Raw genomic sequence first — 22,238 nt, forward strand, 5'->3', positions numbered from 1 at the left:
AAAGCTGTCCGGTGATATGCCCGTGACCGCAGAAAAAGCATCGCTTAAGCCCATCGACTGGCTCCTGGAACCCGCCGACCCCGGCGCGAGATACTTGGCCCTGCGCGACCTGGTTAAAGCCGGCGGCAAAGAACTGGCCGAGGCTAAAAAAGCAGCCCAGCAAGTGGGTCACTTTACGCGCCCTGCGCACACTCAACCTGGTCGCTGCCTGGAAAGGTTAGATAATGTCTTTATACCCGGAATTTTCAGAGGAATATAAAGAAAAATCGCTGGAAATGCTGGAGTATTCCCTGGAAAACCTGGGCGCTTATGCCTCCTGGCGGGCCCTGGACCCCGGCCCCACCCGTCCCCCGGACGAGCGCTACGCCGCCCTGCCGGCGCTGACCAAAAATGACATACGCGAGCATTTCCCCCGGGGCTTCGTGCCGCCGGACAAGGATATCGAAAAGGGACTGGCGGACCAAGAAATCAGCTTCGTGGAGACCAGCGGCTCCAGCGACGCGATCCGGGTAACCAATATCTGGAACCAGGGGTGGTGGGACGCCTCGGAAGAAGCCTCCTGGGAGCTTAACGCGCACGCGGCGCGGCTGGCCACGGGCAGTCACGCGGAAGCCATCCTGGTCAACGCGCGCAACGTGGGGATTGTCTCGGACAAGGAAGACCTCCCCTTTGAAAAAAGGCGGCTGGGGCGGTTCCTCTACCTCAACGAAAAGACGGACGTCACCGCCTGGACGCCCCGGCTGATGGACCGGATGATAGCGGAGCTGGATATTTTCAGGCCCGCCGTGCTGGAAGCCAATCCCTCTTTCCTGGCCAGACTGTGCCGCTACATCTACGAAAACGATAAAGAGGTCTACCAGCCGGGCATAATCGTCTTAACGTATGAATTTCCCTCAAAAATACACTTGCGGCAGGTGAACCGTGTTTTTAAGAACCCCGTGGTCAGCTCTTACGGCAGCACCGAGGCCGGCTATGTTTTCATGCAGTGCGAGGCGGGCAAATTCCACCAGAACAGCCGGTCCTGCCGGGTGGACTTCCAGCCGCTCAAGAAAGAGCACGGCGGCCCGTATATAGGCCGGATGCTGGTGACCACCTTCGACAACCCCTGGTACTACATGCTGCGGTTCGACGTGGGGGACTTCGCCCACCTGGACGAGGAACAGAAATGCGAGTGCGGCCGGCGCTCCGGCTTCATCGTGAGCGCCATAGAAGGCCGCTGGACCAACGTCACCCTCACCGGCGACGGACGGCTGGTCACTTTAAACCGCCTCGATAGGGCCATGAGCCAGCTGCAGGATATCGACGAGTACCGGCTGGAGCAGACCGCGCCCGGCACCTACACTTTATACCTGGTGAGCCGCCGCCGGGACCGGCATAACCTGGAACTGGAAGCCAGGGAAACACTGCAACGCGTTTACGGCCACAAAGCTGCATTGACCATAGAGTACCCGGAATTCATCACGCCGGAGGACTCCGGCAAATACAGCCTGGCCAAGACCCTTTTCCCGCTGAATATTGACGACTACCTGGATAAAAAAACGGTTTTCCCGGTTAAATAAACAACAGATGGAAAATAATATGACACAGATTACCAGGCCCGTATTCCTCCTGGCCGGCGGGCGGCACAGCCGCAGCAGCAAACCGGACCCGCTTTTACAGGCGGTTTTCCGTGGTTTCGGCATCGCCTCACCCTCGGTGGCCTACAGCGGCACCGCCAGCGGCGATGACAAGAGCTTTTTCAGCTTTATCGCGGGGTCGTTTACGGCGGCGGGGGCGGGTAAAGTGACTCACGCCATGATAGCGCCGGACGGGGCGGACCTGAAAAAAGCGCAGAAAATCCTGGAGGCGGCGGACATCGTCTTTATCAGCGGCGGGGACGTGGAAGCGGGGATGGAAGTTTTACAGGCTAAAAATTTAGTAGGATTTTTTAATGATTTGTACCGCCGGGGTAAGCCCTTCTTCGGGATTTCCGCCGGGGCCATCATGCTGGCCACCAAGTGGGTGCGCTGGACGGACCCGAACGACAATAGCTCCGCCGAGTTTTTCCCCTGCCTGGGCTACGCGCCCGTCATCTGCGATACCCATGACGAGCAGGGCGGCTGGGAGGAACTGCAGGCGGCGCTGATGCTGGAAAAAGCCGGCGTCAAGGGCTACGGGCTGGCTTCCGGCTCCGGCGTCAGGGTCAAGCCGGACGGCGGGGTGGAGGCGGTGGGGGGCACGGTCTACCAGTACCTGCGGCGGGCGGGCGGGGTGGAGAGATTAGAGGACATACTGCCGCGCGCTACCGCCTGATACCGTTTTAATTCATGAATTTTCTTTACCCCCGGGATTCCAGCCTATTGCCTCACCCACTCGCAGGGTGTAAAATGGATACATTACTAAACATAACCATAACCGGCAACGGGGGGGAAAAAATGGATATCGTTTTCGATAAGAAGGCTGAAAAGAACCAGGCAGTGGTAAATACCATCACCGAGTTTCTGAACGGCATAGATACGCTGGAAAAAGCAGAGAATATACCGGTCACCGTCTTCCAGGACGGCGTGAAAAACAGCTACTACATACGCTGCGCCATCACCGGCAAGATGATGACGGACGCCGTCTCTCTGGACGCCCGGCTCAACCCGGAAAACGGGGAGACTTTCCGTGACAACCGCGAAATTTTAGTGACGCACAACACCTTCCTGCGCATGAAAGCGGACGCGGAAAAAGAGCGCGAGTTCAATGACATCATCGCGGAATACGTAACCTCCTATATCCCGGGAAAACCCCTGAAAATATGGGGCGGCCAGCACCGCTCCCGCGCCATCATGGACGCCTATAAAGAGAAAAAGGTTTCCCGCTACCACGGCTTCCGCGTGTATTTCTGCCTCACCAAGGAACAGCGGACGGAGCTCGCTTTCATATCCAATACCAGCATTTCCGTCTCCAACGACCTTTTCGACCGGCAGCTGGAAGAAGCGTTCATGGGCCCCAGCCTGCGGAAGTGGTGCACCAAAGTAGGGCTGCTCAAGCAGGGCGAGGACTTCCCGGACGTAGGCGCCCACGCGGAGAAAATAACCACCCAGAGCGCCCGCAGCTTCCTGGTGAGCTATTTCAAAGGCAAAAACACCGGAGCGCAAATAGTCGAATCCGAGCTGGACCGGAACGTTTATGAGCCGTACCTCTGCCAGACCGGCGCCTTCCTGGATGAAGAATACCGCACCCTGACGGAAACGATGGGCGCCAGTCTCTGGACGGACAAGGGCCTGAACGAAGCCGCCAGGGCCTTCGCCAGGCTGCACCGGGCGCAGTACGACGCGATAAAGAAAAGCAAGAGCAACTTTAAAGTGTTCCGCATGAAAGCCATGGTGCCATCGGTGCTGACGGCCTGGGCTTACGTGGCGGGACTGCTGCAAACGCATGCCAGCCGGCTTCAGGTCCACCTGACCATCCCCGAGCCGCCCAAGGGCGCGCCCGACTCCCTGAACGCGGAGGAAATGTCCCAGTTCCGCTACTACCAGGACATCGAGACTTACCGCGGGCTGGGCACCCGGGCGATAATGAAAGACCGGCAGCGCATGGCGCAGGTATTCCTGGCCAGGAGCATCGACCCCGAGGCCACGCTGGACAAGAAGCTCCTGAACCAGGCGGTCAACCAGTTCGCGGCGCTGCGTTTCTTCGCCAAGGGCTACACTACCACATAGTACTCGGGCTAGCCGGGCGGGCTAGCCCCGGCATAGGTCATTTCATAAAGCCTGGCGTAAAGACCGCCGAGCTCCAGCAGCTCGTCGTGTTTGCCCTGCTCCACAATGCGCCCGCCGTCCAGCACAAAAATACGGTCGGCGTTCCTGATGGTGGAGAGGCGGTGGGCGATAACGATAGCCGTCCGGCCCTTCAAAAGCTGCTTTAACGCTTCCTGCAACACCTGCTCGCTATAGGAGTCCATGTTGGCGGTGGCCTCGTCCAGCAGCAATATAGATGGGTCGGCGATAAGCGCCCGGGCGAAGCTGATAAGCTGGCGCTGCCCCATGCTCAAGTTCTGGCCGCGCTCCTGGAGCCAGGTATCATAGCCCTTTTCCAGCTTCATAATAAAGTCGTGCGCGCCCACGGTCTTAGCCGCCTCGATTATCCTGGCGTCGTCAGCGGACAGATTGCCGTAGCGGATGTTGGCGGCGATGGTGCCGGAGAAGAGGAATGGGTCTTGCAGGACCAGCCCCAGACGGCTCCGGTAGGCCGCCTGGTCTAAATCCCGCAGGTCACGGCCGTCCACCAGTATTTGGCCACCGGTGACATCATAAAAGCGCGCCAGCAGGCTTACGACCGTGCTCTTGCCGGCGCCGGTAGGCCCCACCAGGGCCGCCGTTTCCCCCGGATTAACCTTGAGATTGATATCGTGGAGGACTTCCGGGCCGGTCTCATAATGGAACGAGACCCGCTCCAAGCTGACAGCGCCGCTAAGCGTGGACGGTCTGAAGGCATCCTGTTTATCCGTAACCTCTATCTTAACATCGGCCAGCTCAAAGATACGCGCGGCGGAGGCCATCGCCCGCTGGAGCTGGGTATACTCCATCGTCAGCGTACGGATGGGGTCGAAGAACTGCTGGATGTAAAGGATAAAGGCCACCAGCGTGCCCACCAGCAAAGCGCCGTGCAGCACGTCCAGCCCGCCGAAGATGATAGTCAGCGCCGTGGCGACAGATACCAGCGTCTCCATCACCGGCATGTTTACCGCCGAGTGCCGCGCCGCCCGCAGGTTGGCATCCAGATTTTCCTTATTGACCTTATCAAAGTGCTCCGAGTTGATTTTCTCCCGGGAAAGGCTCTGGATGATGCGGATGCCGGTGATGTTTTCCTGGAGAGAAGCGTTCACCGTGGAAAGCTTTTGCCGGGCAAAGATGAAAGACTGCCGCGCTTTCTTCTGCCAGACGATTATGAACCAGAAGAGGAAAGGCACCACCGCCAGGCTGATGACGGCCAGGTGGAAACTCATGGTGAACATGATCACCACGATGGCCACCAGGCTGACGATTTCCCCCACCACCCAGAAAGCGCCGGAGTCCAGGAAGTCCCCCAGCTCCCCCACATCGTCCTGGGCGCGGGACATTATCCGCCCCGCCTCATTATGGTCGAAGAAGCTGATGGATAGTTTTTGAAGGTGGCCGAAGACCTGTCGGCGCAATTGCAAGAGAATCCCCTGCCCGATAACCGCCTCCACCCTTATCTGGGCCCAGTAAGCCGCCAGGTTGACCGCGGCGTTGCCCAGAAAGAGGATGATGGCGAAGTTAAGCCCGGCCTTATCCCCGGCGACGATGTACTTGTTAATCGATAGTTCCACCAGGTAAGGGCTGGCCACGATAGTAGCGGTATAAAAAAGCGTGGCCAGGATGGTCAGGATAACGGCGGTCTTGTGAGCGGCAAAGTATTTAGTCATGCGGGCGATGATACGCGAATCATACGGTTTGCCGAAAACGATATCGTCCGAGTCCGAAAGGCTGCTGCGGGAACGCCGGGGGCTCTCCATCGGCACGCCGTGGGCTTCCACCACCGGCACCGGCTCCGTCTCCGGAGTCTCCTCAACCGCTTCTTCCCGCCCGGCCTGCCACCCCTCCTGGTACTGGAACTGCAAATTATAAAGCTTGCCGTAATACCCGTTGAGGGCGAGCAGCTCGTCATGGGTGCCGCGCTCCACGATACGCCCGTCCGCCAGCACCAGGATAAGGTCGGCCAGCTGCACGGAGCGCAGGCGCTGGGCGATGATAAAGGTGGTGCGCCCGGCCAGAAGTGACTGCAAGGAGCGGCGGATGAGGTGCTCGGTAGCCATATCCACGCTGGAGGTGGCATCGTCCATGATAACGATGCGCGGGTCCAGCAAAAGCGTACGGGCGATGGCCAGGCGCTGTTTCTGACCGCCGGAAAGGGTGATGCCCCGCTCCCCCACCCAGGTATCGTAGCCCTCCGGCAGGCCCATAATAAAGTCGTGGAGCTGGGCGGTCCTGGCGGCCCGCTGAATCTCCTCCAAAGTGGCGCCGGGCTTGCCGTAGCCGATGTTCTCCCGGATGGTGGCGGAAAAGAGGAAGGTATCCTGGTGCACGATGCCCACATTCCGCCTTAACGACTCCAGAGTAACATCCCGGATGTCCCGTCCGTCAACGGCAATGCGGCCGGCGGTGACATCGTAAAAACGGGGAATCAGGTTGGCGACGGTGGACTTGCCGCTGCCGCTGGCGCCCACTAAAGCCACCACCTGCCCCGGCTTAACATCAAAGCTGATATCCTCCAGCGCCGGCTGCTGGGCAACATAGCTGAAGGAAACGTTTTCAAAGGTAACCGCGCCCCCGGTATCAGTGAGGTCGGCGGCGCCGGGTCTTTCCTCGACCTCCGTTTCGGCGTCAAGCACCTCAAAGACGCGCTGGCCGGAGGACATCGCCCGGGAGTAAAGCTGCGTCAGCCAGCCCAGCATCCGCACCGGCATATTGAGCATGACCACGTAAAGCAGGAACTCCGCCATCTGCCCCTGGGTCATCGCGCCGCCGATAACCTCCCGGCCGCCGTACCACAGGATGCCGGCCATCGCCAGCAGAAGGGCGAAGCTCATCACCGGGCTGTTCACCGCCAGCAGTTTGGCTATTTTAATCTCGTAGTTATAGTTATCCTTAGCCTGGCGGATAAAGCGGTCCGTCTCAAAGTCCTCGCGGGCGAAGGCGCGCACCACCCTGGCGCCGACGATGCTCTCCTGGATATAGGTGCCCATGACGCCCAGCCCCTGCTGGATTTTCATGGAGATAGCGCGCAGCTGGTCCCCGATATTGACCGCCCGGAAGGCGATGAAGGGGATGGTGCACATGCTGATGAGCGCCAGCTTCCAGTTGAGCACCAAAAGCACCGCGGCGATGGCCACCCCCAGCACCAGAAAATAGACGCCCCGCAGCAGGGCGAAACCGACGAACATGCGCACGCCCTCGACATCCGAGGTGGCGCGGCTCATGAGCTGGCCGGTCTGGGAGCGGTCATGGAAGGCGTAGGACAGCTTCTGGAGTCGGTTATACATCTGGTTACGGAGGTCGTAGGCCACGTGCTGGGACAGAGCTTCCGCCAGGTAGGACTGGGCGTAGCTGAGAAAACCGCGCAGGATGCCGGCCACGGCGATACCGGAGGCCGTTATGATTAAAAGCGTGGTCTGGCCGGAGCCCAGGGCCAGGTCTATGGCGCGGCCGGTAAGGTCAGGGATAAACATGGACAGCGCCGCCCCGGCGAAGAGGCAGAGATAAGTGACCGCCGCCCGGCGCCGCTGCTTCCAGAACAGAGCCGCGATTCTCAAGAAAATGCGCATAGGGATATATCCTTATGTTAGCACAAAGGGGAGAGACGGGAAAAAGCATCATCGGTTTTTTACTCCGTTATGATATAATTTCGGCATTGAAGGTAAATCCAGGGAGGAAGCGCGATGGGCAAACGGCAGGACTGGAAGAAATTGCTAAAGGCCGACCCAACCGACTGGCTGCTGGAGAACGATAAGACCCAGCCAGCCATCCGCTACTATACCTTGCGTGATATCCTCGGCCGGGATGAGAACGATAAAGAAGTCAAAGCCGCTAAGGCGGCTATCATGGCAAGCGGACCGGTGCCGGTAATCCTGGCGGCGCAGCATACGAAGGGATATTGGGGAAAGCCGGGACCCAGGTACACCGGGACGATGCCGGCTCTGGTTTACATGGCGCAGTTTGGTGCGGACGGAGCTGACCCGCGTGTTCGGGCGGGCTGTGAGATTCTGCTCTCCCGATACATTGACAGCGATGGTGGTCCGTACGACCACACGTATTGCACAGCGGCCAGTATGGGGGCGGCTTTGATAGACTTCGGCTGGCTTAACGACCAACGCTTGCAGACAGCAATGGAATGGCTGGCACAGACTATAACCGGGGAAGGAGTGGCTAAAACTTCGGAGCGCGATACAAACAAACGTTACGGTAAGTCCGGGAGTTCAGCTCCTTCATTCGCCTGTCCACAGCGTAATGCTGGTCTGCCATGCGCCTGGGGCGCAATAAAGGCGATGATTGCCTTGAATAAAGTACCAACGGCGCAGCGGACCAAGAATATGCAGGAGGCTATCAAACGGGGTGTGGACTTTCTCCTAAGCCGTGACCCGGCGGTCGCCGATTACCCCTTTGGCAGGGGGAACAGGCCCAGCTCAAACTGGTTCAAGTTCTATTATCCCCTCGGCAGCGAAGCCGATGTGCTTCAGAACCTGGAGGTCCTGGCAGCGCTGGGGCAAGCCAAGAATCCCAAGTTAGCCAACGCGTTAGATCTGGTCATTAGTAAGCAAAACCAACAAGGACGCTGGCTGCTTGAACGTACCTACAAGGAGCTGGCGGACACACAAGAAAATAGAGTCTTTTATTGGTACCAGAACTCCCTGAGACTTTATATAACCGGCAAGGAGTTGGCGGAGATACAAGAAAAGAAAGGGCAACCCAGCAAGTGGGTCACCTTAAGAGCTTTGCGGGTATTGAAACAGGCAGGACAATAGGGGGAAAAGGCGGGGCGGATTCTCACGGTCGTCCTTCCGCGGAAGGACTCCTTCAGAATGACAGGGGGAAAAGGCCGGAGCCCCTTTTCTCCGCTCCAGTTTCACCTTATCTTTGAGATTTCATTTTTGATTTCTCATTGAGTATTTCCCTTTTTCCCCTTAAACCTTCCTTGCTACTTGACCCTTGATACTTGTTACTTAAAAATGTATGTATAATATTAGGAGATGCCATTATCCCCTATCTTGCCAGAGGAGGTTTATGCCGACGGGACTTAAAATAAACTGCAGTGACCCATCCGCCGCTAACATTGTCATTTTGTGCGCGCCTTATGACCGCACCGCTTCTTTCCTCAAAGGTACCGCCAAAGGCCCGGCGGAAATCGTTAACAGCCTCAAATACCAGATAGAAACCTGGGACCGTTTTGCCGGGGCGATGCCTTCACCTGACCGTAAGGTTGCCCTGTGTGACCTTAAAAACCTGAACCGGTGCTCGCCGCCGGTCATGGTCGAACGCGTTAAGGAAGAATACGCCAAACACCTCGCTCATGGCGCTTTTGTTCTGCTGCTCGGTGGGGAGCATTCTGTGACCACCGGCGTTCTCCAGGCGCTGGCCGACCGCCACGGCCCAACCGAAATCACCGTTTGCCAGATAGACGCCCACCTTGACCTCCGCCCTGACGATACCGATTACAGCGATACTCCACACGGCGAATTCGCCCATTGCACCCCCATGCGGCGGGCCTGTGACCTGGGTTTTAAGTGCGTCCACATCGGCGCCCGCGCCTACGTTAAAGAGGAGATGGATTTCGCGGTGGCTAACGGTAATAAAGTTTTTGAATGGGGGATGGGGCCGGTCCCCAGCCCGGAGGCGATCGTAGAGTCCATCGGCACGGACACGGTTTACCTGACGATAGACGTTGACGGCATTGACCCCGCCTATATGCCCGCCACCGGCACCCCCGTCCAGGGCGGCCTGGAGTGGTATTACACTTTTGACCTGCTCCGTTGTCTTTTTAGAACCAGGAAAATCATCGGCGCCGATGTCGTTGAAGTTGCCCCCCGCCCCCATGATGTCCTCACGGAATACGGCGCGGCGCAAATCTGCTATACTATGCTGGCGCTTAGAGAAAGCCGCCAGAACCCTTCCCCTAACGGCCCGCCGGATTTAAGAAATCAGGAGAAAACATGATAGTACCTAAGATGATGTTCCTTACCAAGGGGGTCGGCATTGATAAGAACCGGCTCTCCTCTTTTGAGCTGGCCTTACGCAGCGCCGGCATCGAGCGCTTTAACCTCGTCTATGTATCCAGTATCCTGCCGCCTCTCTGCAAGGTTGTGCCTAAAAATGAAGGCGTCCAGGAATTGGTGGATGGGCAGATTGTCTTTTGTGTTATGGCCCGGAATGAAACCAATGAGCCCAACCGGCTTATTTCCGCCGCCATCGGCGTAGCCGTGCCCAAGAGCAGAAATCGTTATGGCTACCTTTCCGAACACCACGCCTTCGGCCAGACCGCTGATATTGCCGGAGACTACGCGGAAGACCTGGCCGCCACCATGCTGGCTTCAACCCTGGGTATTCCTTTCGATCCCGGCCAGGCGTGGGACGAACGTAAAAAGGTCTACCATGCCTCCGGCACTATTTTCCGCACCAGCAATATCTGCCAATCCGTAGAAGGTGATAAGGACGGGAAATGGACGACCGTGGTGGCGGCGGCGGTGTTTATAACGTAATCTATGGTTCTTCAGGCGTTCTTGCAAGCCCGCGAACGGCAAAAAAAGGCCGGAGTTTTTTCCCTTTCTCCGGCCTTCCATATCTTTGAGATTACGTTAGTACTTGCCGTATTCCTTGGTGAAATCTATCATCGCCTTCAGGTTTTCCGGCTTGACCTCATCGGTGGAAGAGCGGGGGGAGAGAATGTAGCCGCCGCCCTTGCCGCAGACATCGATGAGTTTTTTGCAGTAGGCGATGACTTCCTCTTTAGTCCCCACCTGTAAAAGGGAGGATGGGACATTGCCTTCGATGCAGACGTGGTCCTTAAGAATTTCCTTGGCTTTGAAGATATCCGTAGTATCAAAGCGCGCCAGCAGCTTGCCCTTGGGGAACTCCAGCAGGAACTCCAGTCTAGAAGTAAAATTGCCTTCGAAGAAGATGCAGGGCGTCAGCCCTTTTTTAATCAGACCGGCCACCAGCTTTTTGAAAGTGGGCCAGTAGAACCGCTCGAACTGTTTCATGGACATGAACTCGTCCGAGCCGCGGGTATTGGTCATGAACATGCGGGTATAACCGTTTTCACTGGGCGGTGGCGCCGGCCGGGCCAGCTCCTTTTTCAGAATATAGTCGCACATCTCCTCGACTTTGTCCGGCTGGCGGAACATATCCATCATGGTGCCGCTCATGCCGCGCATGGAGTGGGAAATAACGTCAAAGGGGGGCATGGCCGCGCCCTGGAAATACTGGGGAAATCCCATGTCCAGCAACAACCGGTTGAATTTCCTGATTTTCGGCTGCCACCTGCGCATCTCGCGGCCGGCCCGCTGCAGGGTGCTGATGGCCTTGGCCACCTTTTTATCCGAGAAGGTCAGCGCCAGCACCTGCGGCCCCATACCCGAACCGAGCTCGGACAGCTTGGGGAGCAGGGCAAGTCCCTCCAGGTTATCGCTGGTGCGGGACATGAAAGTCCGGAACATAAAATCCGAGGGGTCGTTCATATAGCAGTCGTACTCGTCAGCTTTCAGGTTGTCGATTTCTATCGACTGGTGCCCCTGGTGGGGGTCGACGCCGTGGCCGGGCCAGCGCATCTGTTTGGGGCCTAATATTTCCAGGGCTTTACCCGGCGTGAACCCCTGGGAATAGACCATGTCCGGCTGAAAATCCCGGAGCGTCTTGCGGTAGGCGTCATACCAGGCATCAAAGTCATAATAAGCGGCGGAGCAGAGAATGCCGGTGTACCTGGCCGGGAAATAGCCGATGGAGCTGATAACCGGCACCCGGTCCGTGGGCTTAAGCTGAATGGCATTCATAATCCTGGTCTCGCGCTCTTTACGCAGCTGTTTACCGCTTTTAGGCATCTTTTTCACACTCGCTTTTTATTGAAATATAGCACTAATTACGCACGTAATTCAAATTGGGGCGAAGCAAAATGCTGATTTATGCGCTGAGGATTTTACGCGCCAGCCGGGCGAGTCTAGCCTCAAGGCCGGGAATAAGGGCGGCGTCACCGGGTTTCTTGGCCAGGACGGTGACGCTCCCCGCCCAGCGCAGCTTCAGGTAAGACGCGTAATACCGGAGGTTACTGATGGACTGGCCGGCGCTTTCCTCCGCTACCGCCAGCCCGGCCAGGCGCTTGCCCTCCAGCCGCGGCCAGACGGCGCAGGTGCGGTCGAGGAAGTTTTTGAGCAGGCCGGAAAGCAGGCCCATATAGCCCGGCGTGGCCAGCACTATTACGTCCGCCGCCAGCAGCTTAGGGTACACCGCCGCCATATCGTCCTTGATAACGCAAACGCCCCGGCGTTCCCGCCCGCCTTTTTCACAGGCCAGGCAGCCGCGGCAAAGTCGCACGTCCATTTTACGCAGGAGCAGCATCTCCGTTGCCGCCCCGCCCCGCTCCAGCTCCGCTAAAAGTTTACCCAGCATCCATTCCGTGTTGCCCCGGCGCGGCGAACCGCAGACGCCGATAACCTTCATTGCCGTTTGAGTCGCCATTCGCTAAAGTATATAATACAGGTGACTGATTTACCACAACGTATACGAGGAAAGGACAGGACAATGGACTTAAAACTGAACGGCAAGACAGCGGTAGTAACCGGCACCGGCAGCCAGATAGGCTTCGGGCGGGGGATAGCGTTAACGCTGGCGGGGGAGGGCTGCGACATCGTCAGCATCGACATGGAACTGGAAGGGGCCAAGCAGACCGCCGCGGCAGTGGAAAAACTGGGGCGCAAGGCCATCGCGCTGAAGGTGGACATCACCAAGAAGGCGGAGGTGGACGCCGCGGTCAAGAAAATCCTGGCGGAGTTCAGCAAGATAGACATACTGGTCAACTGCGCCGGGCGGGCCAGCGGGATACGGCCCTTCGTGGACACGTCTGAAGAGCAGTGGAACATAGACATCGACATCAACCTGCGCGGCACGATGAATGTCACGCGGGCGATACTGCCCTACATGCTGGCCAACCACTACGGGAAAATCGTGAATTTTTCCACGCACGCCGCCAACCAGCCCACCGGCCTGGCGGGGGCCGCTTCCTACGTGGCCGCCAAAGCCGGCACGACCATGTTCAGCAAGACGCTGTCCGGCGAAGTGGGCTTCCAGGGAATCAACGTCAATATCATCGCGCCCGGACCGGGAGCGACCAATTTCCACCGGGTAAGCGGCGGGGACCCGCGCATGTCCGGGATAGTAGACATGTTGGAGAAAGCGGGCAAGACCACCACGCCGCAGGACATTGCCAACGCGGTGGCTTTCCTGGTGTCCGACGTATCCAGCAAGCTGTCCGGGCAAATCCTGGAGGTTTCCGCCCCGTCCGGCCCGGCGGGAGCGCCGCCGAAAAACGCCGGCTAGACCCGGAACTGAAATTTAATAAGGGGAAAAACAGCCTTACCGCGAAGCTGTGCCGGTAAGACGGGTGTTTCTTTGCCGACTCCGCCCGCTGCGGTAGTGGGTCTTGACACTGAGCGGTTTGGCGCCTTTATTGTTGGACAAAGGCAGCGCCTCGACGACATTAAGGGGCTGGTTCCTCAACGTTTTGCCGTCCAGACCGGCCACAGCCGCTATGCCCTGGACCCTGGACACCATTTCAACGTAGCCATAACCGGTAGCCTGACCGCTGCCGATGTATTTATCATTCATGATAGTTACCGAGCCAACCGCCCCGAAAGGTAAAAACTTTTCCCGCAGTTCATCCGCGGTAGTTTCCAGCGATAGGTTGCCAACGTAGATATTCACGCTACCCCCCTCTCGACAAATCTCGCCCGCCTGATTAATTCGTTACGGGTGATGTAAAAACGGCCCGGGCCGCCGTTAGGCGGCCGGCTAGTATCTCCGGTCCCTGCCCCCCGGCCTGCCGCCCCGGTTGCCGCCGTAACCGCCGCCGCCGCTCCGGCGGTTGTTGTAAGAGCCGCCGCCGCGGTTATCCTGGCGGGGACGGGACTCGTTGATAACGATGGTGCGGTCCCGGAGCGTCTTGCCGTTAAGCCCGGCGATGGCAGCCTCGGCTTCAGCCTTGGAACCCATCTCCACGAAAGCGAAGCCGCGGGGCCGCCCGCTGAATTTATCAGAGGGGACCGCTACCGAGTCCACTTTACCGTAAACCCCGAATTCCGCCGCCAGCTCGTCCTCGGTGACTTCATAGGATAAATTGCCCACATAAATTTTCATTGTGTCCCCCTTTGTTTTTATAATATACGCCGGACACGCAATCGACAGGCGGAGTAAGGCCGTAAAAAAACCTTCTACAAATAACGAGGCTGGCAATGAAACGGCAAGTATTTGACCGAGTCATGCCCGGGCCGGTTGCCCAACCCGGGACATGACACCGGATAATTTACTTATCTGGACGGTCTGGTTTTACGATAACAATCGGAGCAGTACACCGGTTTGTCACCGCGGGGCTGGAAGGGGACTTCGGTGGTTTTGCCACACTGAGCACAGGTAGCGGGGAACATCTGGCGTTTGGCGCCAAAGCTACCGCCGCTGCTTCCATAACGCTCGGTCTTCCTTGCCTGACGGCATTCGGGACAGCGCTTCGGCTCGTTGGTGTAGCCTTTAGACTGGAAAAACTCCTGGTCTTCAACGCTGAAGGTAAAAGTGGCACCACAATCGGAACACGTAAGGGACTTGTCTTGAAAAGCCATTGGATGACCTCCTCTCTTATAGATTAGTTAGAGTTTTGGTCATCCAACACTTAAGAGCTTCCGTTGTAGGGGCTTCTAGGTAGCGTGTAATAACCTAAACCTGAACTTATCTCTATTATACCACACTGTCAATCCCCCTGCACAAGAGCGGGGACCCCGGTGGAGGGGCACCAGCGCCGTAAGGGGTGGGCGCGACGCTTTTTACGTTTTTACGCATTCAGCCGGGGATTAGCCCCGGGCGCAGAGCTGCCCGGGTAAACATTTACAAATGCCGGTGAATTGACTATACTCACTTAACCACCCGAGCGATGGTATCAAATCAAGGGCAAAAAGCTGGTGTATTATGTCAATCGTCCGGCGTACCGTCATCATGGTCATCCTCATCACCCTGGTCTTGTTCTCCATACTGTACCTGTTATCCAATATCATCTATATCAAGGGGTTCAACGACCTGGAAAAAAAGACGGTACGGAGAGACGTGGGAAGGGTGACCGATGCCCTGATGGTCAGATTGAATGCCCTGGCAACGTTCTGCCAGGACTGGGCATCCTGGGATGACACCTATTACTTCGCCAGAGACCATAACCAGACGTACATCGAGCGGAACCTGATGGACAAGACCTTCCTCAGCGCCGACGTCAGTCTCTTGTTGTTCCTCGATACCGCGGGAAACATGATTTACGGCAAAGCCTACGATATTGTTAACGAGCAGGCAATACCCCTGCCAGCGGACCTGAACGAGTTGTTGTCCCCGGCAGGGCTGCTACAGCCCTTAAGCCCGCAAGCCGGCCTGTCCGGGATTATCCTGATTTCCGGCCAGCCAGCGCTAATAGCCGCCAGGCCGATATTAACCAGCCTGGACGAAGGGCCGAGCGGCGGGACACTAATCGCGGGGCGGTTCCTGGACGCGGGGGTGATAGGCAACCTGGCCAAAACCACCAGCCTGTCAATAACTATATTCGACCTGCCGGAGGAAAACCAGAACCCGGAGCTGCAAGGCATTATGGCGTCAGCGGACTATCCCGGCGCCGTTTACATCCAGACACAGGAGGGTAACACTATCGCCGGGTACACGTCCGTTAGCGACCTCAACGGAAACCCGGCTTTCATTTTTAAAGTTACCCAGCCCCGGGACATCCATGCCCAGGGCATAAACGCGGTGGCTTATCTGCATACTTACCTGCTGATAGCCAGCATCGTCTTCTGCGCGGTCTTCATCCTCCTGGTCAGGAAACTCATTTTAACCCGGCTGACGGGACTGAGCAAAGCCGTTAATGCCATCGGCTCCAAAGGCGATATGTCCGGCCGCATCGCCGTGGGAGGGAAGGACGAGCTTTCACAGCTGGCGCACAACATCAACGGCATGCTGGAATCGCTGGAGAAATCCGAGACCAGGAGACAATCACAGCGGGAGCTGATAAGGCATATCATCGCGCACACGCCGGTAGGCATCCTGGCCACCGATGAATCTTATAACATCATCCTGTTCAACGATGCCCTGCGCGTCATGTTCAGCATGGAGGTAAGCAGCTACATAGGTAAAAACGTCACGGATATCCCCGGACTGGATATGCTGGCCCAGGAGATTAAAGCGTTTAAAGAGAGCGGCGTCACCAGCACCACCCGGCAATTGCATTACGTGCTTAAAGGCAGCAACCGGACCATTATCGCCGGGTTTAACCGTTTGCAGGAAGAAGAACGGTATATCCTTTTCCTGACCGATATCAGCGAGGAGCGGGCCAAGCAGGAGAGCCTGTACCTGACGGACCGGCTGGCAGCCATCGGCGAAATGGCGCCCGGCATCGCCCACGAGGTGAATAACCCGCTGACCAGCGTTATCGGCATTTCTGAAATGGTGGCGATGCAAGACTTGCCGGAGACGATTAAAGAGGATATGGCTATCATTAAAAGCGAGTCCCTGCGGGCGGCGGAAATCGTGAAAAACCTGCTCAGTTTCGCCCGTAAAAACAGCTCGGTGAAGCAGCCCACCGCCATTAACAAGATCCTCCAGGACGTGCTGCGGCTGCGCTCTTTTGAACACGGCGCGAACAATATCACGGTCAGCCGGGAGTTCGACCCCGAACTGCCGGAGATAATGGCGGACTCATCGCAGATACAGCAGGTCTTCATCAACATCATCCTGAACGCGGAACAGGCCATGGCGGCCGCGCACGGCAGGGGAACGCTGAAAATCAAGACGGAAAAGACGGACGACCTGGTAAGGATAACTTTTACCGATGACGGTCCGGGCATAGAGCCCCGGAACCTGCGCCGCATCTTCGACCCGTTTTTCACCACCAAGGAGATAGGCAAGGGGACCGGGCTGGGGCTGAGCATCAGCTACGGCATAGTGACCGAGCATAAAGGGCGGATATACGCCACCAGCGAACCCGGCAAGGGAGCCACCTTCGTCATCGAGCTGCCGCGGGGCGGCGACGGGCAGCGGGAAACCTGAGGGCTAAAGGCATTATCCAGAAAGCCTATGACCGTTTTTTCCCATTTTTCCGGGGACGCCGCCAGCCAGACGCTAAGCGCCGCGGTCTTCCATCTCGACCATACCGTTACGGCATCTACATGTGAGTCCTGATGCCTTTAGCCGTCTTCACACCTACGAAGTCGGCGCCGGGCAGGACCACAAACTCGCCGCCCTGGAGCTCCTTTTTGACCTCCGCCCAGTGGCCATCCGGCTCTTTATCCAGGGGGATACCCTGCTTTATCATCGTGTTCCGGACGATTTTACCGTCCAGCCGGCGCGGCGTGATGCCGTCCTTGAGGCAAATTCCCGCGGCGATGCCGGCGGCCTGGCCGGTACCCATGGAAGTGGCGATAACGCGCACGGCGGCGATGGCATTGAACTCGGCGGACATGCAGCGCCCGGCCACCAGGAGATTATCTATTTTCAGGGGCACCAAAGACCGGTAAGGGATTTCACAGTACTCCAGGGGATTGACCCGGGCTTCATAGCCGCCCGGCTTACCGAAGGGATGCATCTCATCCGAGCACTGGGCGGGGCGGCAGACCGCCGGCGCTTTGGGCTCCGCCAGGTGGATATGGCGCATGAAGCCGAGGCGGGCGCTGGTGGGGTGGTGGGTATCAAAAAATTCCGGGAACTTGGCGATGCCGTCCTCGAACTTGCGGGCGCAGACCACGTCTTCATCCTTGAGGATGTATTCCCCGGTAATGCGCCGGGAATCACGCACGCCGTGGAGGCTGGCCAGGCCGGTGAGGCGGCATTTCTCAAAACCGGGGAGATATTTCTGGAAAAACTTTTCCATAAACTCTATCTGGCGGTGCTGCTCGATAATCTGGCGGGTCAGGTTGGTAACATCCAGGTTGCGGGTATTGAAGCTGTGGGTGCTCATAACACAGACATCCGCGTTATCCGGAGGGGTGGGGGGCACCATATAAATCAGGGCGGTGGGGAAAATAAAGAAGGGGAGGTCGCCGTTCTTGACGGCCTGCTCTTCCATCGCCACGAAGAAAGAGGAGGCGGGCGGGGCGGCGGGGTCTTTGGGAGCGGTCATCCAGTCCATATTGGCTTTGCCGTATTTGTCCATATTTACATTGGCCAGCCGGAAAGCCAGGGTGGTGGACATGTTCCTCCCCTGGAACTCCGCGCTGCCCACCTCAAAAGGCACGCCGGCCCAGGCGGACAGGTCCCCGTCACCGGTGGCATCAACGAACATGCGGGCGGACACGGGCATCTTGCCGCCCCTGGTCTGGCAGATAACCTCTTTAATGCGGCCCTGCTCTACCGCGGCGTCAATAACATAGGTACCGTAGAGTATATCAGCGCCGGCTTCCAGCAGCATCCTCTCCAGGATAAACTTGGCTTTCTCGGGGTCATAGGCGGGCTGGTGCGGCCGCCGGAGCAGCACTCCTTCAGCCTCCATGCGGTCCAGCCATTCCTTACAGTTGCCGTCAATCATGCCGGCGATGCCGTTGACATAGCCGTTGGTGGCCAGCCCGCCCAGGGAAATCTGGCTTTCCAGCAGCAAGGTCTTCAAGCCGCCGCGGGCGGCAGTTAAGGCCGCGGAAACACCGGCCACGCCTCCCCCGGCCACCAGGACATCCACATCAAACTTCTTGGTATTCATCATTAAGAGTTCCCTCCTTAAAATAAAAAATCAAAATAAGCCCCAGCAGCTTTGATTATAGCAAAACGGGCGGCTTTAGTTCTATACGAGGGGATAGCGCATTGCATTTTGGGGAGGATGCTATTAGAATGCGGCTAACAAAGGGGGAATGGCGATGCAAAGAGGCAATTACGCCAAACACGCGGCGGTATGGTGGCTGGGAGGGCCGGGCCGTGAAAGCGAAATAGCGTTCTACTCCGGGCTGGCGAAAAACTACGGGGACAAGGTGCTGGTGCTGATGTGCGCCACCGGGGAGGTCGCTTCCGGCCTGGCTAAAAACGGGCTGCGCGTCACGGGGATAGACATCGAGCCGGAAATGATAGCGGCGGCGCAAAAGAACCGCCCCGGCCATAAAAACCCCCGTTTCCGGGTCGGAGACGTGACGGAGTTGCGCCTGCCGGACAAAGACTTTGACTTTATATTCATCGGCACCGGGGACCTGCACCATTTACTCACCGAAAAAGAGGTGACGGCGGCGCTGACCGGCATTTACCGGCACCTGGCGGACCGAGGGGGACTGGCGCTGGAGCTGGTCTATCCCCAAAACGTATCATGGCAGACGCCGCGGCGGCGGTATGACCCGCCTTTCCCGCCGGAAGACGGTCTTAAGACCTGGAAGTTCAGCGAAGGTTCTTATGACGCCGCCACCATGCGCCAGCGCATCAAGCAGGAGGTATTTATCCAGGACGCGGACCGGACTGAAAGCTTCCGCCATGAGCTGGAAATGCAGTATTTCAGCCGCGCCACGCTGGTCAAGCTGCTGGCCGCGGCGGGTTTTGAAATCAAAACGGAATACGGGGGGTATGATTTCAGCGCCTGGCAGCCCGGCGCGGAGAACTGGATAGTGGAATGCGTAAAAATAAACGGCGGGGCGGGGCGGCAAAGCGGCGGGGAGACCGGCGGCGCGTTCTAAATCAATGAACAAACTTGAACTCCTTGTTTTTTCTTAATACAATTAACCCAGAGAAGGTTTATCCGCTTCAGATCACTCCAGATGACTCTCTACTCAGAAAGAAAGGAAAGAAAACATGTCATACGGCAAAGGCAAATACACCTACGAGCTGGCCAAATGGCAGGCCAAGTACCAGGAGGGGCATACGCCCATCGAGGTAAACAGCATCTGCATCGATGCGAAGGACAGGCTGTACGCGTTCAACACCGGCGACCAGCCGGTAACGGTGTTCGACCGTGAAGGCAATCTGGTGAAGTCCTGGGGGGATAACCTCATCGGGCACAGCCACGGCACCTTCGTCGGCCCGGACGGCTCCATTTATTGCGCCGACGACGGCAACCACACGGTAAGCAAATTCAGCGCCGACGGCAAGGTGCTCCTCACGCTGGGTACCAAGGATAAGCCTTCCGATACCGGTTTTTCCTGGGTAACCGAGACCGGCGCAAGACGTGATTTCATGGAAGCGCTGACCTCCACCAAGCGGGGCGGGCCTCCTTTCAACGCCCCTACCGGCGTGGCCCTCAACGCTAAAGGCGAAATCTTCGTGGCGGACGGCTACGGCAACGCCCGGGTGCACAAGTTTTCTCCTGAAGGCAAGCTGCTGCTTTCCTGGGGCGAACCGGGCAAAGGCCCCGGCCAGTTCATCGTGCCGCATTCCGTCGCCATAGATAAAAAGGGCCGGGTACTGGTGGCCGACCGGCACAATAACCGCATCCAGATTTTCGACCAGAACGGCAAATACCTTACCGAGTGGGGCGGCTTAAATCTGCCGACCAGCCTGTACATCGATAAGGACGATACGGTGTACGTGGCCGAACTGATGCCCAGGGTGACCATCCTGGACAATGAGGGCAAGGTGCTGGCGCAGTGGGGCAACGAAGGCCGCACCAAGGAAGACCCGCTTTTCGTGGCGCTGCACTCGGTAGTGGCCGATTCAAAAGGCGACCTCTACGTGGCCGAGGTCATGGGGATTTTCAAGGACAACCCCTTCCTGGCGACGCGTACCACCAGGATGATACAGAAGTTCACCCGGAAGTAATAAAATCCCGGCCGCAGCCGGGAAAATTGGCCAAGCATTACACACTCACCCTCGCTCTGCAACACGGGCGGGGGTGAGTGTGTTAAGGTAATTGGTAATTAGTGGTTGGTAGTTTGGGGGAAGTGGAGATAGGGTGTCAATAGGTAGTACCAGTAAGGACTTCGCTTTAGTATTCAGCCTTTGTATCTGATTGGTAATTCTTGGGAAAACTAGCGGGAGACCGACCTCTAAGCAACCTTGTTTTACTACTCGGTGGCAGGAACAGGTATGACTTCGGTCAAATCGATATCCGCACCCCTTTGTCTTAGGAGGGGTATGTATTTGTTTCGTGAATCATCGCTTAGTGGGTTACCTGCAAGAATAATTCTGTCCCCTGTACCCAGCCCATCATTCGCTACCAATGGAGTAACATCCATTATCTGGTTATGGTAGAGCCCCAAATAAGTCAAATTAGTTAGCCTAGAAAGTGCTGAGATATCGTTTATCTGGTTGCCTCCAAGCCTAAGATATCTTAGATTTACCAGATTTTTCAACGAAGAGATATTCGTAATTTTGTTGTCATTCAGCCACAAGCTGGTGAAACGGCTGGATTTAGCAAGTGGCGAAAGGTCTGAAATTTGATTACCGTTAAGGTCAAGGAAGTCCAGTTTGGTGAGTTGAACCAGAGGTGTCAAATCAGAAATATGATTATTGCTGAGATATAGTTCGTCAATATTAGATAGGCCAGCCAGGAATACTGTATCACTTATCAGGTTATTATTGAGCCTGAGAAATCTTAATTCAGTGAGGTCCTTGAGAGGGGAAAGATCACTTACCTGATTGTAGGAAAGTTGTAATCTTCTTAAGTTTGTGAGACGGGCTATTGCAGAAATATTGTTTATTTGATTGTTGTTAAGCGATAGTTCTGTCAGTTTATTCAAGCTAGAGAGAAAGGAAATATCGGTAATTTGGTTGCCGTCAAGGAATAGATAAGTAAGGTCGGTAAGGTTGGCTAATGGGGATACATTTAGAGATTGACCTTTGGCGTGATTAATAGAGGGCATATCGCTGTTTTTCCAAGCCATGGTGACATATGATGAATTGTTCCCTTGTATTTCAAGATGTGTCAAGCGAGTAAGACTGGCTAGTGGGGATAAATCGTTCACCCTATTGTCTTCAACTAAAATCCTGAGATAACACAGGTTGACACAATATTCCAAACCGGAGAGGTTATTAATTTGTTTTATCGAATTTGGATCCGACAAATAAAACGATTCGGCCAACCCGGAAGAGGAGAAGGGCATTCCAATTGTTAATCCGGTAATCCCAGTCAGTTCCCCGACGGTAATGGGTTCCTCTGGTTCCTTATTTAATTCACGCCTTATAATAGAATCCAAATTTTTATCAGGAAAAGAAACCAGTTCAGACGGATTCAATTGCGATTGCCCGTGTTCAGAGTCATTCTGTTTGGTGATTATTATGTTTTCTTCGGCGGCAGTAGAGCTTTCTGGTGTATCTGTTGGTATATTTGGGGCTAATCGCTGGCATCCAACAAATACAATAGCCGGAGTGAACAGGATCAGTAAAAGCATGAGGGGCAGAAACTTAACTTGCTTTCTCATTAAGATGACCATTAGGAATATTATAGCATTAGCTTGTTAGGAAAGAGTTAAGATGATGTCAAATTATTGTAAAAGTAAGATTACTCGGCGATCCGCAGGTCTGGTACAACCTATGATACCCTGGGTTAAGAAACTGAAGCTTGGTGGA

The 22,238-nt window shown here is 56.5% G+C and carries 19 protein-coding genes; 11 read left to right on the forward strand and 8 right to left on the reverse strand.

Features of this window, described 5'->3' with window-relative positions:
- Window positions 1-16 precede the first annotated feature (16 nt).
- The 4 genes from WC370_04595 to WC370_04610 all read left to right on the forward strand — a co-directional run bounded on the left by WC370_04595 (window position 17) and on the right by WC370_04610 (window position 3,686).
- Complete coding sequence (locus tag WC370_04595) at window positions 17-259, forward strand: hypothetical protein (protein MFA5308751.1); 243 nt, start codon at window positions 17-19, stop codon at window positions 257-259.
- Window positions 225-1,559, forward strand: a complete 1,335-nt coding sequence (locus tag WC370_04600; protein MFA5308752.1) for a hypothetical protein — start codon at window positions 225-227, stop codon at window positions 1,557-1,559. The genes WC370_04595 and WC370_04600 overlap by 35 nt, the downstream gene beginning before the upstream one ends.
- A 19-nt stretch (window positions 1,560-1,578) precedes the next feature.
- Window positions 1,579-2,292, forward strand: coding sequence for a Type 1 glutamine amidotransferase-like domain-containing protein (locus WC370_04605; GenBank protein MFA5308753.1), 714 nt, complete (start codon window positions 1,579-1,581; stop codon window positions 2,290-2,292).
- 74 nt (window positions 2,293-2,366) lie between these two features.
- Window positions 2,367-3,686: a hypothetical protein gene (locus WC370_04610; protein MFA5308754.1), complete on the forward strand. Its 1,320-nt coding sequence runs from the start codon at window positions 2,367-2,369 to the stop codon at window positions 3,684-3,686.
- 8 nt (window positions 3,687-3,694) lie between these two features.
- Here WC370_04610 and WC370_04615 read toward each other — a convergent pair whose 3' ends face one another.
- Window positions 3,695-7,312: an ABC transporter ATP-binding protein gene (locus WC370_04615; GenBank protein ID MFA5308755.1), complete on the reverse strand. Its 3,618-nt coding sequence runs from the start codon at window positions 7,310-7,312 to the stop codon at window positions 3,695-3,697.
- 114 nt (window positions 7,313-7,426) lie between these two features.
- Between WC370_04615 and WC370_04620 the strand changes: the two genes are divergently transcribed.
- The 3 genes from WC370_04620 (at window position 7,427) to WC370_04630 (ending at window position 10,240) form a co-directional block, all read left to right on the forward strand.
- On the forward strand, window positions 7,427-8,509 hold the full coding sequence (locus tag WC370_04620; protein ID MFA5308756.1) for a nitrogen fixation protein NifH: 1,083 nt from the start codon (window positions 7,427-7,429) through the stop codon (window positions 8,507-8,509).
- Window positions 8,510-8,768: 259 nt separating this feature from the next.
- Window positions 8,769-9,698: an agmatinase gene (gene speB / locus WC370_04625; protein MFA5308757.1), complete on the forward strand. Its 930-nt coding sequence runs from the start codon at window positions 8,769-8,771 to the stop codon at window positions 9,696-9,698.
- On the forward strand, window positions 9,695-10,240 hold the full coding sequence (locus tag WC370_04630) for an arginine decarboxylase, pyruvoyl-dependent (protein ID MFA5308758.1): 546 nt from the start codon (window positions 9,695-9,697) through the stop codon (window positions 10,238-10,240). Before speB ends, WC370_04630 begins: the two co-directional genes overlap by 4 nt.
- Before the next feature lie 96 nt (window positions 10,241-10,336).
- On the opposite strand, the gene WC370_04635 is transcribed toward WC370_04630, so the two are convergent.
- Together WC370_04635 and WC370_04640 are read right to left on the reverse strand one after the other, a co-directional pair.
- The gene (locus WC370_04635) at window positions 10,337-11,578 is read right to left on the reverse strand and encodes a uroporphyrinogen decarboxylase family protein (GenBank protein MFA5308759.1); all 1,242 of its coding nucleotides are present in this window, start codon (window positions 11,576-11,578) and stop codon (window positions 10,337-10,339) included.
- A gap of 79 nt (window positions 11,579-11,657) precedes the next feature.
- Window positions 11,658-12,194 carry a flavodoxin family protein gene (locus tag WC370_04640; GenBank protein ID MFA5308760.1) on the reverse strand — a complete coding sequence of 179 codons (537 nt, stop codon included), beginning with the start codon at window positions 12,192-12,194 and terminating at the stop codon, window positions 11,658-11,660.
- Window positions 12,195-12,275: 81 nt separating this feature from the next.
- Here WC370_04640 and WC370_04645 point away from each other — a divergent pair, with 81 nt between their 5' ends.
- Window positions 12,276-13,070, forward strand: a complete 795-nt coding sequence (locus WC370_04645; GenBank protein MFA5308761.1) for an SDR family oxidoreductase — start codon at window positions 12,276-12,278, stop codon at window positions 13,068-13,070.
- Window positions 13,071-13,106: 36 nt separating this feature from the next.
- Here the strand turns inward: WC370_04645 and WC370_04650 are convergent, their stop codons facing one another.
- From WC370_04650 to WC370_04660, 3 genes are all read right to left on the reverse strand, one after another.
- Window positions 13,107-13,454 (reverse strand): RNA-binding protein, encoded by a 348-nt coding sequence (locus WC370_04650; protein MFA5308762.1) that lies wholly within the window; start codon window positions 13,452-13,454, stop codon window positions 13,107-13,109.
- An 87-nt stretch (window positions 13,455-13,541) separates the two neighbouring features.
- Entirely contained in the window at window positions 13,542-13,886 is a 345-nt protein-coding gene (locus WC370_04655; protein MFA5308763.1) for a hypothetical protein, read from the reverse strand.
- A 170-nt stretch (window positions 13,887-14,056) separates the two neighbouring features.
- Complete coding sequence (locus WC370_04660) at window positions 14,057-14,362, reverse strand: zinc-ribbon domain containing protein (GenBank protein ID MFA5308764.1); 306 nt, start codon at window positions 14,360-14,362, stop codon at window positions 14,057-14,059.
- A gap of 343 nt (window positions 14,363-14,705) precedes the next feature.
- Between WC370_04660 and WC370_04665 the strand changes: the two genes are divergently transcribed.
- Window positions 14,706-16,817, forward strand: a complete 2,112-nt coding sequence (locus WC370_04665) for a CHASE4 domain-containing protein (GenBank protein MFA5308765.1) — start codon at window positions 14,706-14,708, stop codon at window positions 16,815-16,817.
- Window positions 16,818-16,932: 115 nt separating this feature from the next.
- Here the strand turns inward: WC370_04665 and WC370_04670 are convergent, their stop codons facing one another.
- On the reverse strand, window positions 16,933-18,462 hold the full coding sequence (locus tag WC370_04670) for an FAD-dependent oxidoreductase (protein ID MFA5308766.1): 1,530 nt from the start codon (window positions 18,460-18,462) through the stop codon (window positions 16,933-16,935).
- 151 nt (window positions 18,463-18,613) lie between these two features.
- Between WC370_04670 and WC370_04675 the strand changes: the two genes are divergently transcribed.
- Both WC370_04675 and WC370_04680 read left to right on the forward strand, forming a co-directional pair.
- The gene (locus WC370_04675; GenBank protein MFA5308767.1) at window positions 18,614-19,411 is read left to right on the forward strand and encodes a class I SAM-dependent methyltransferase; all 798 of its coding nucleotides are present in this window, start codon (window positions 18,614-18,616) and stop codon (window positions 19,409-19,411) included.
- A 115-nt stretch (window positions 19,412-19,526) separates the two neighbouring features.
- Window positions 19,527-20,489, forward strand: coding sequence for a peptidyl-alpha-hydroxyglycine alpha-amidating lyase family protein (locus WC370_04680; GenBank protein ID MFA5308768.1), 963 nt, complete (start codon window positions 19,527-19,529; stop codon window positions 20,487-20,489).
- A gap of 245 nt (window positions 20,490-20,734) precedes the next feature.
- Here the strand turns inward: WC370_04680 and WC370_04685 are convergent, their stop codons facing one another.
- The gene (locus WC370_04685) at window positions 20,735-22,090 is read right to left on the reverse strand and encodes a leucine-rich repeat domain-containing protein (protein MFA5308769.1); all 1,356 of its coding nucleotides are present in this window, start codon (window positions 22,088-22,090) and stop codon (window positions 20,735-20,737) included.
- Window positions 22,091-22,238 lie beyond the last annotated feature (148 nt).

The sequence above is a fragment of the Dehalococcoidales bacterium genome (assembly GCA_041652735.1).
Taxonomy (GTDB): domain Bacteria; phylum Chloroflexota; class Dehalococcoidia; order Dehalococcoidales; family RBG-16-60-22; genus RBG-13-51-18.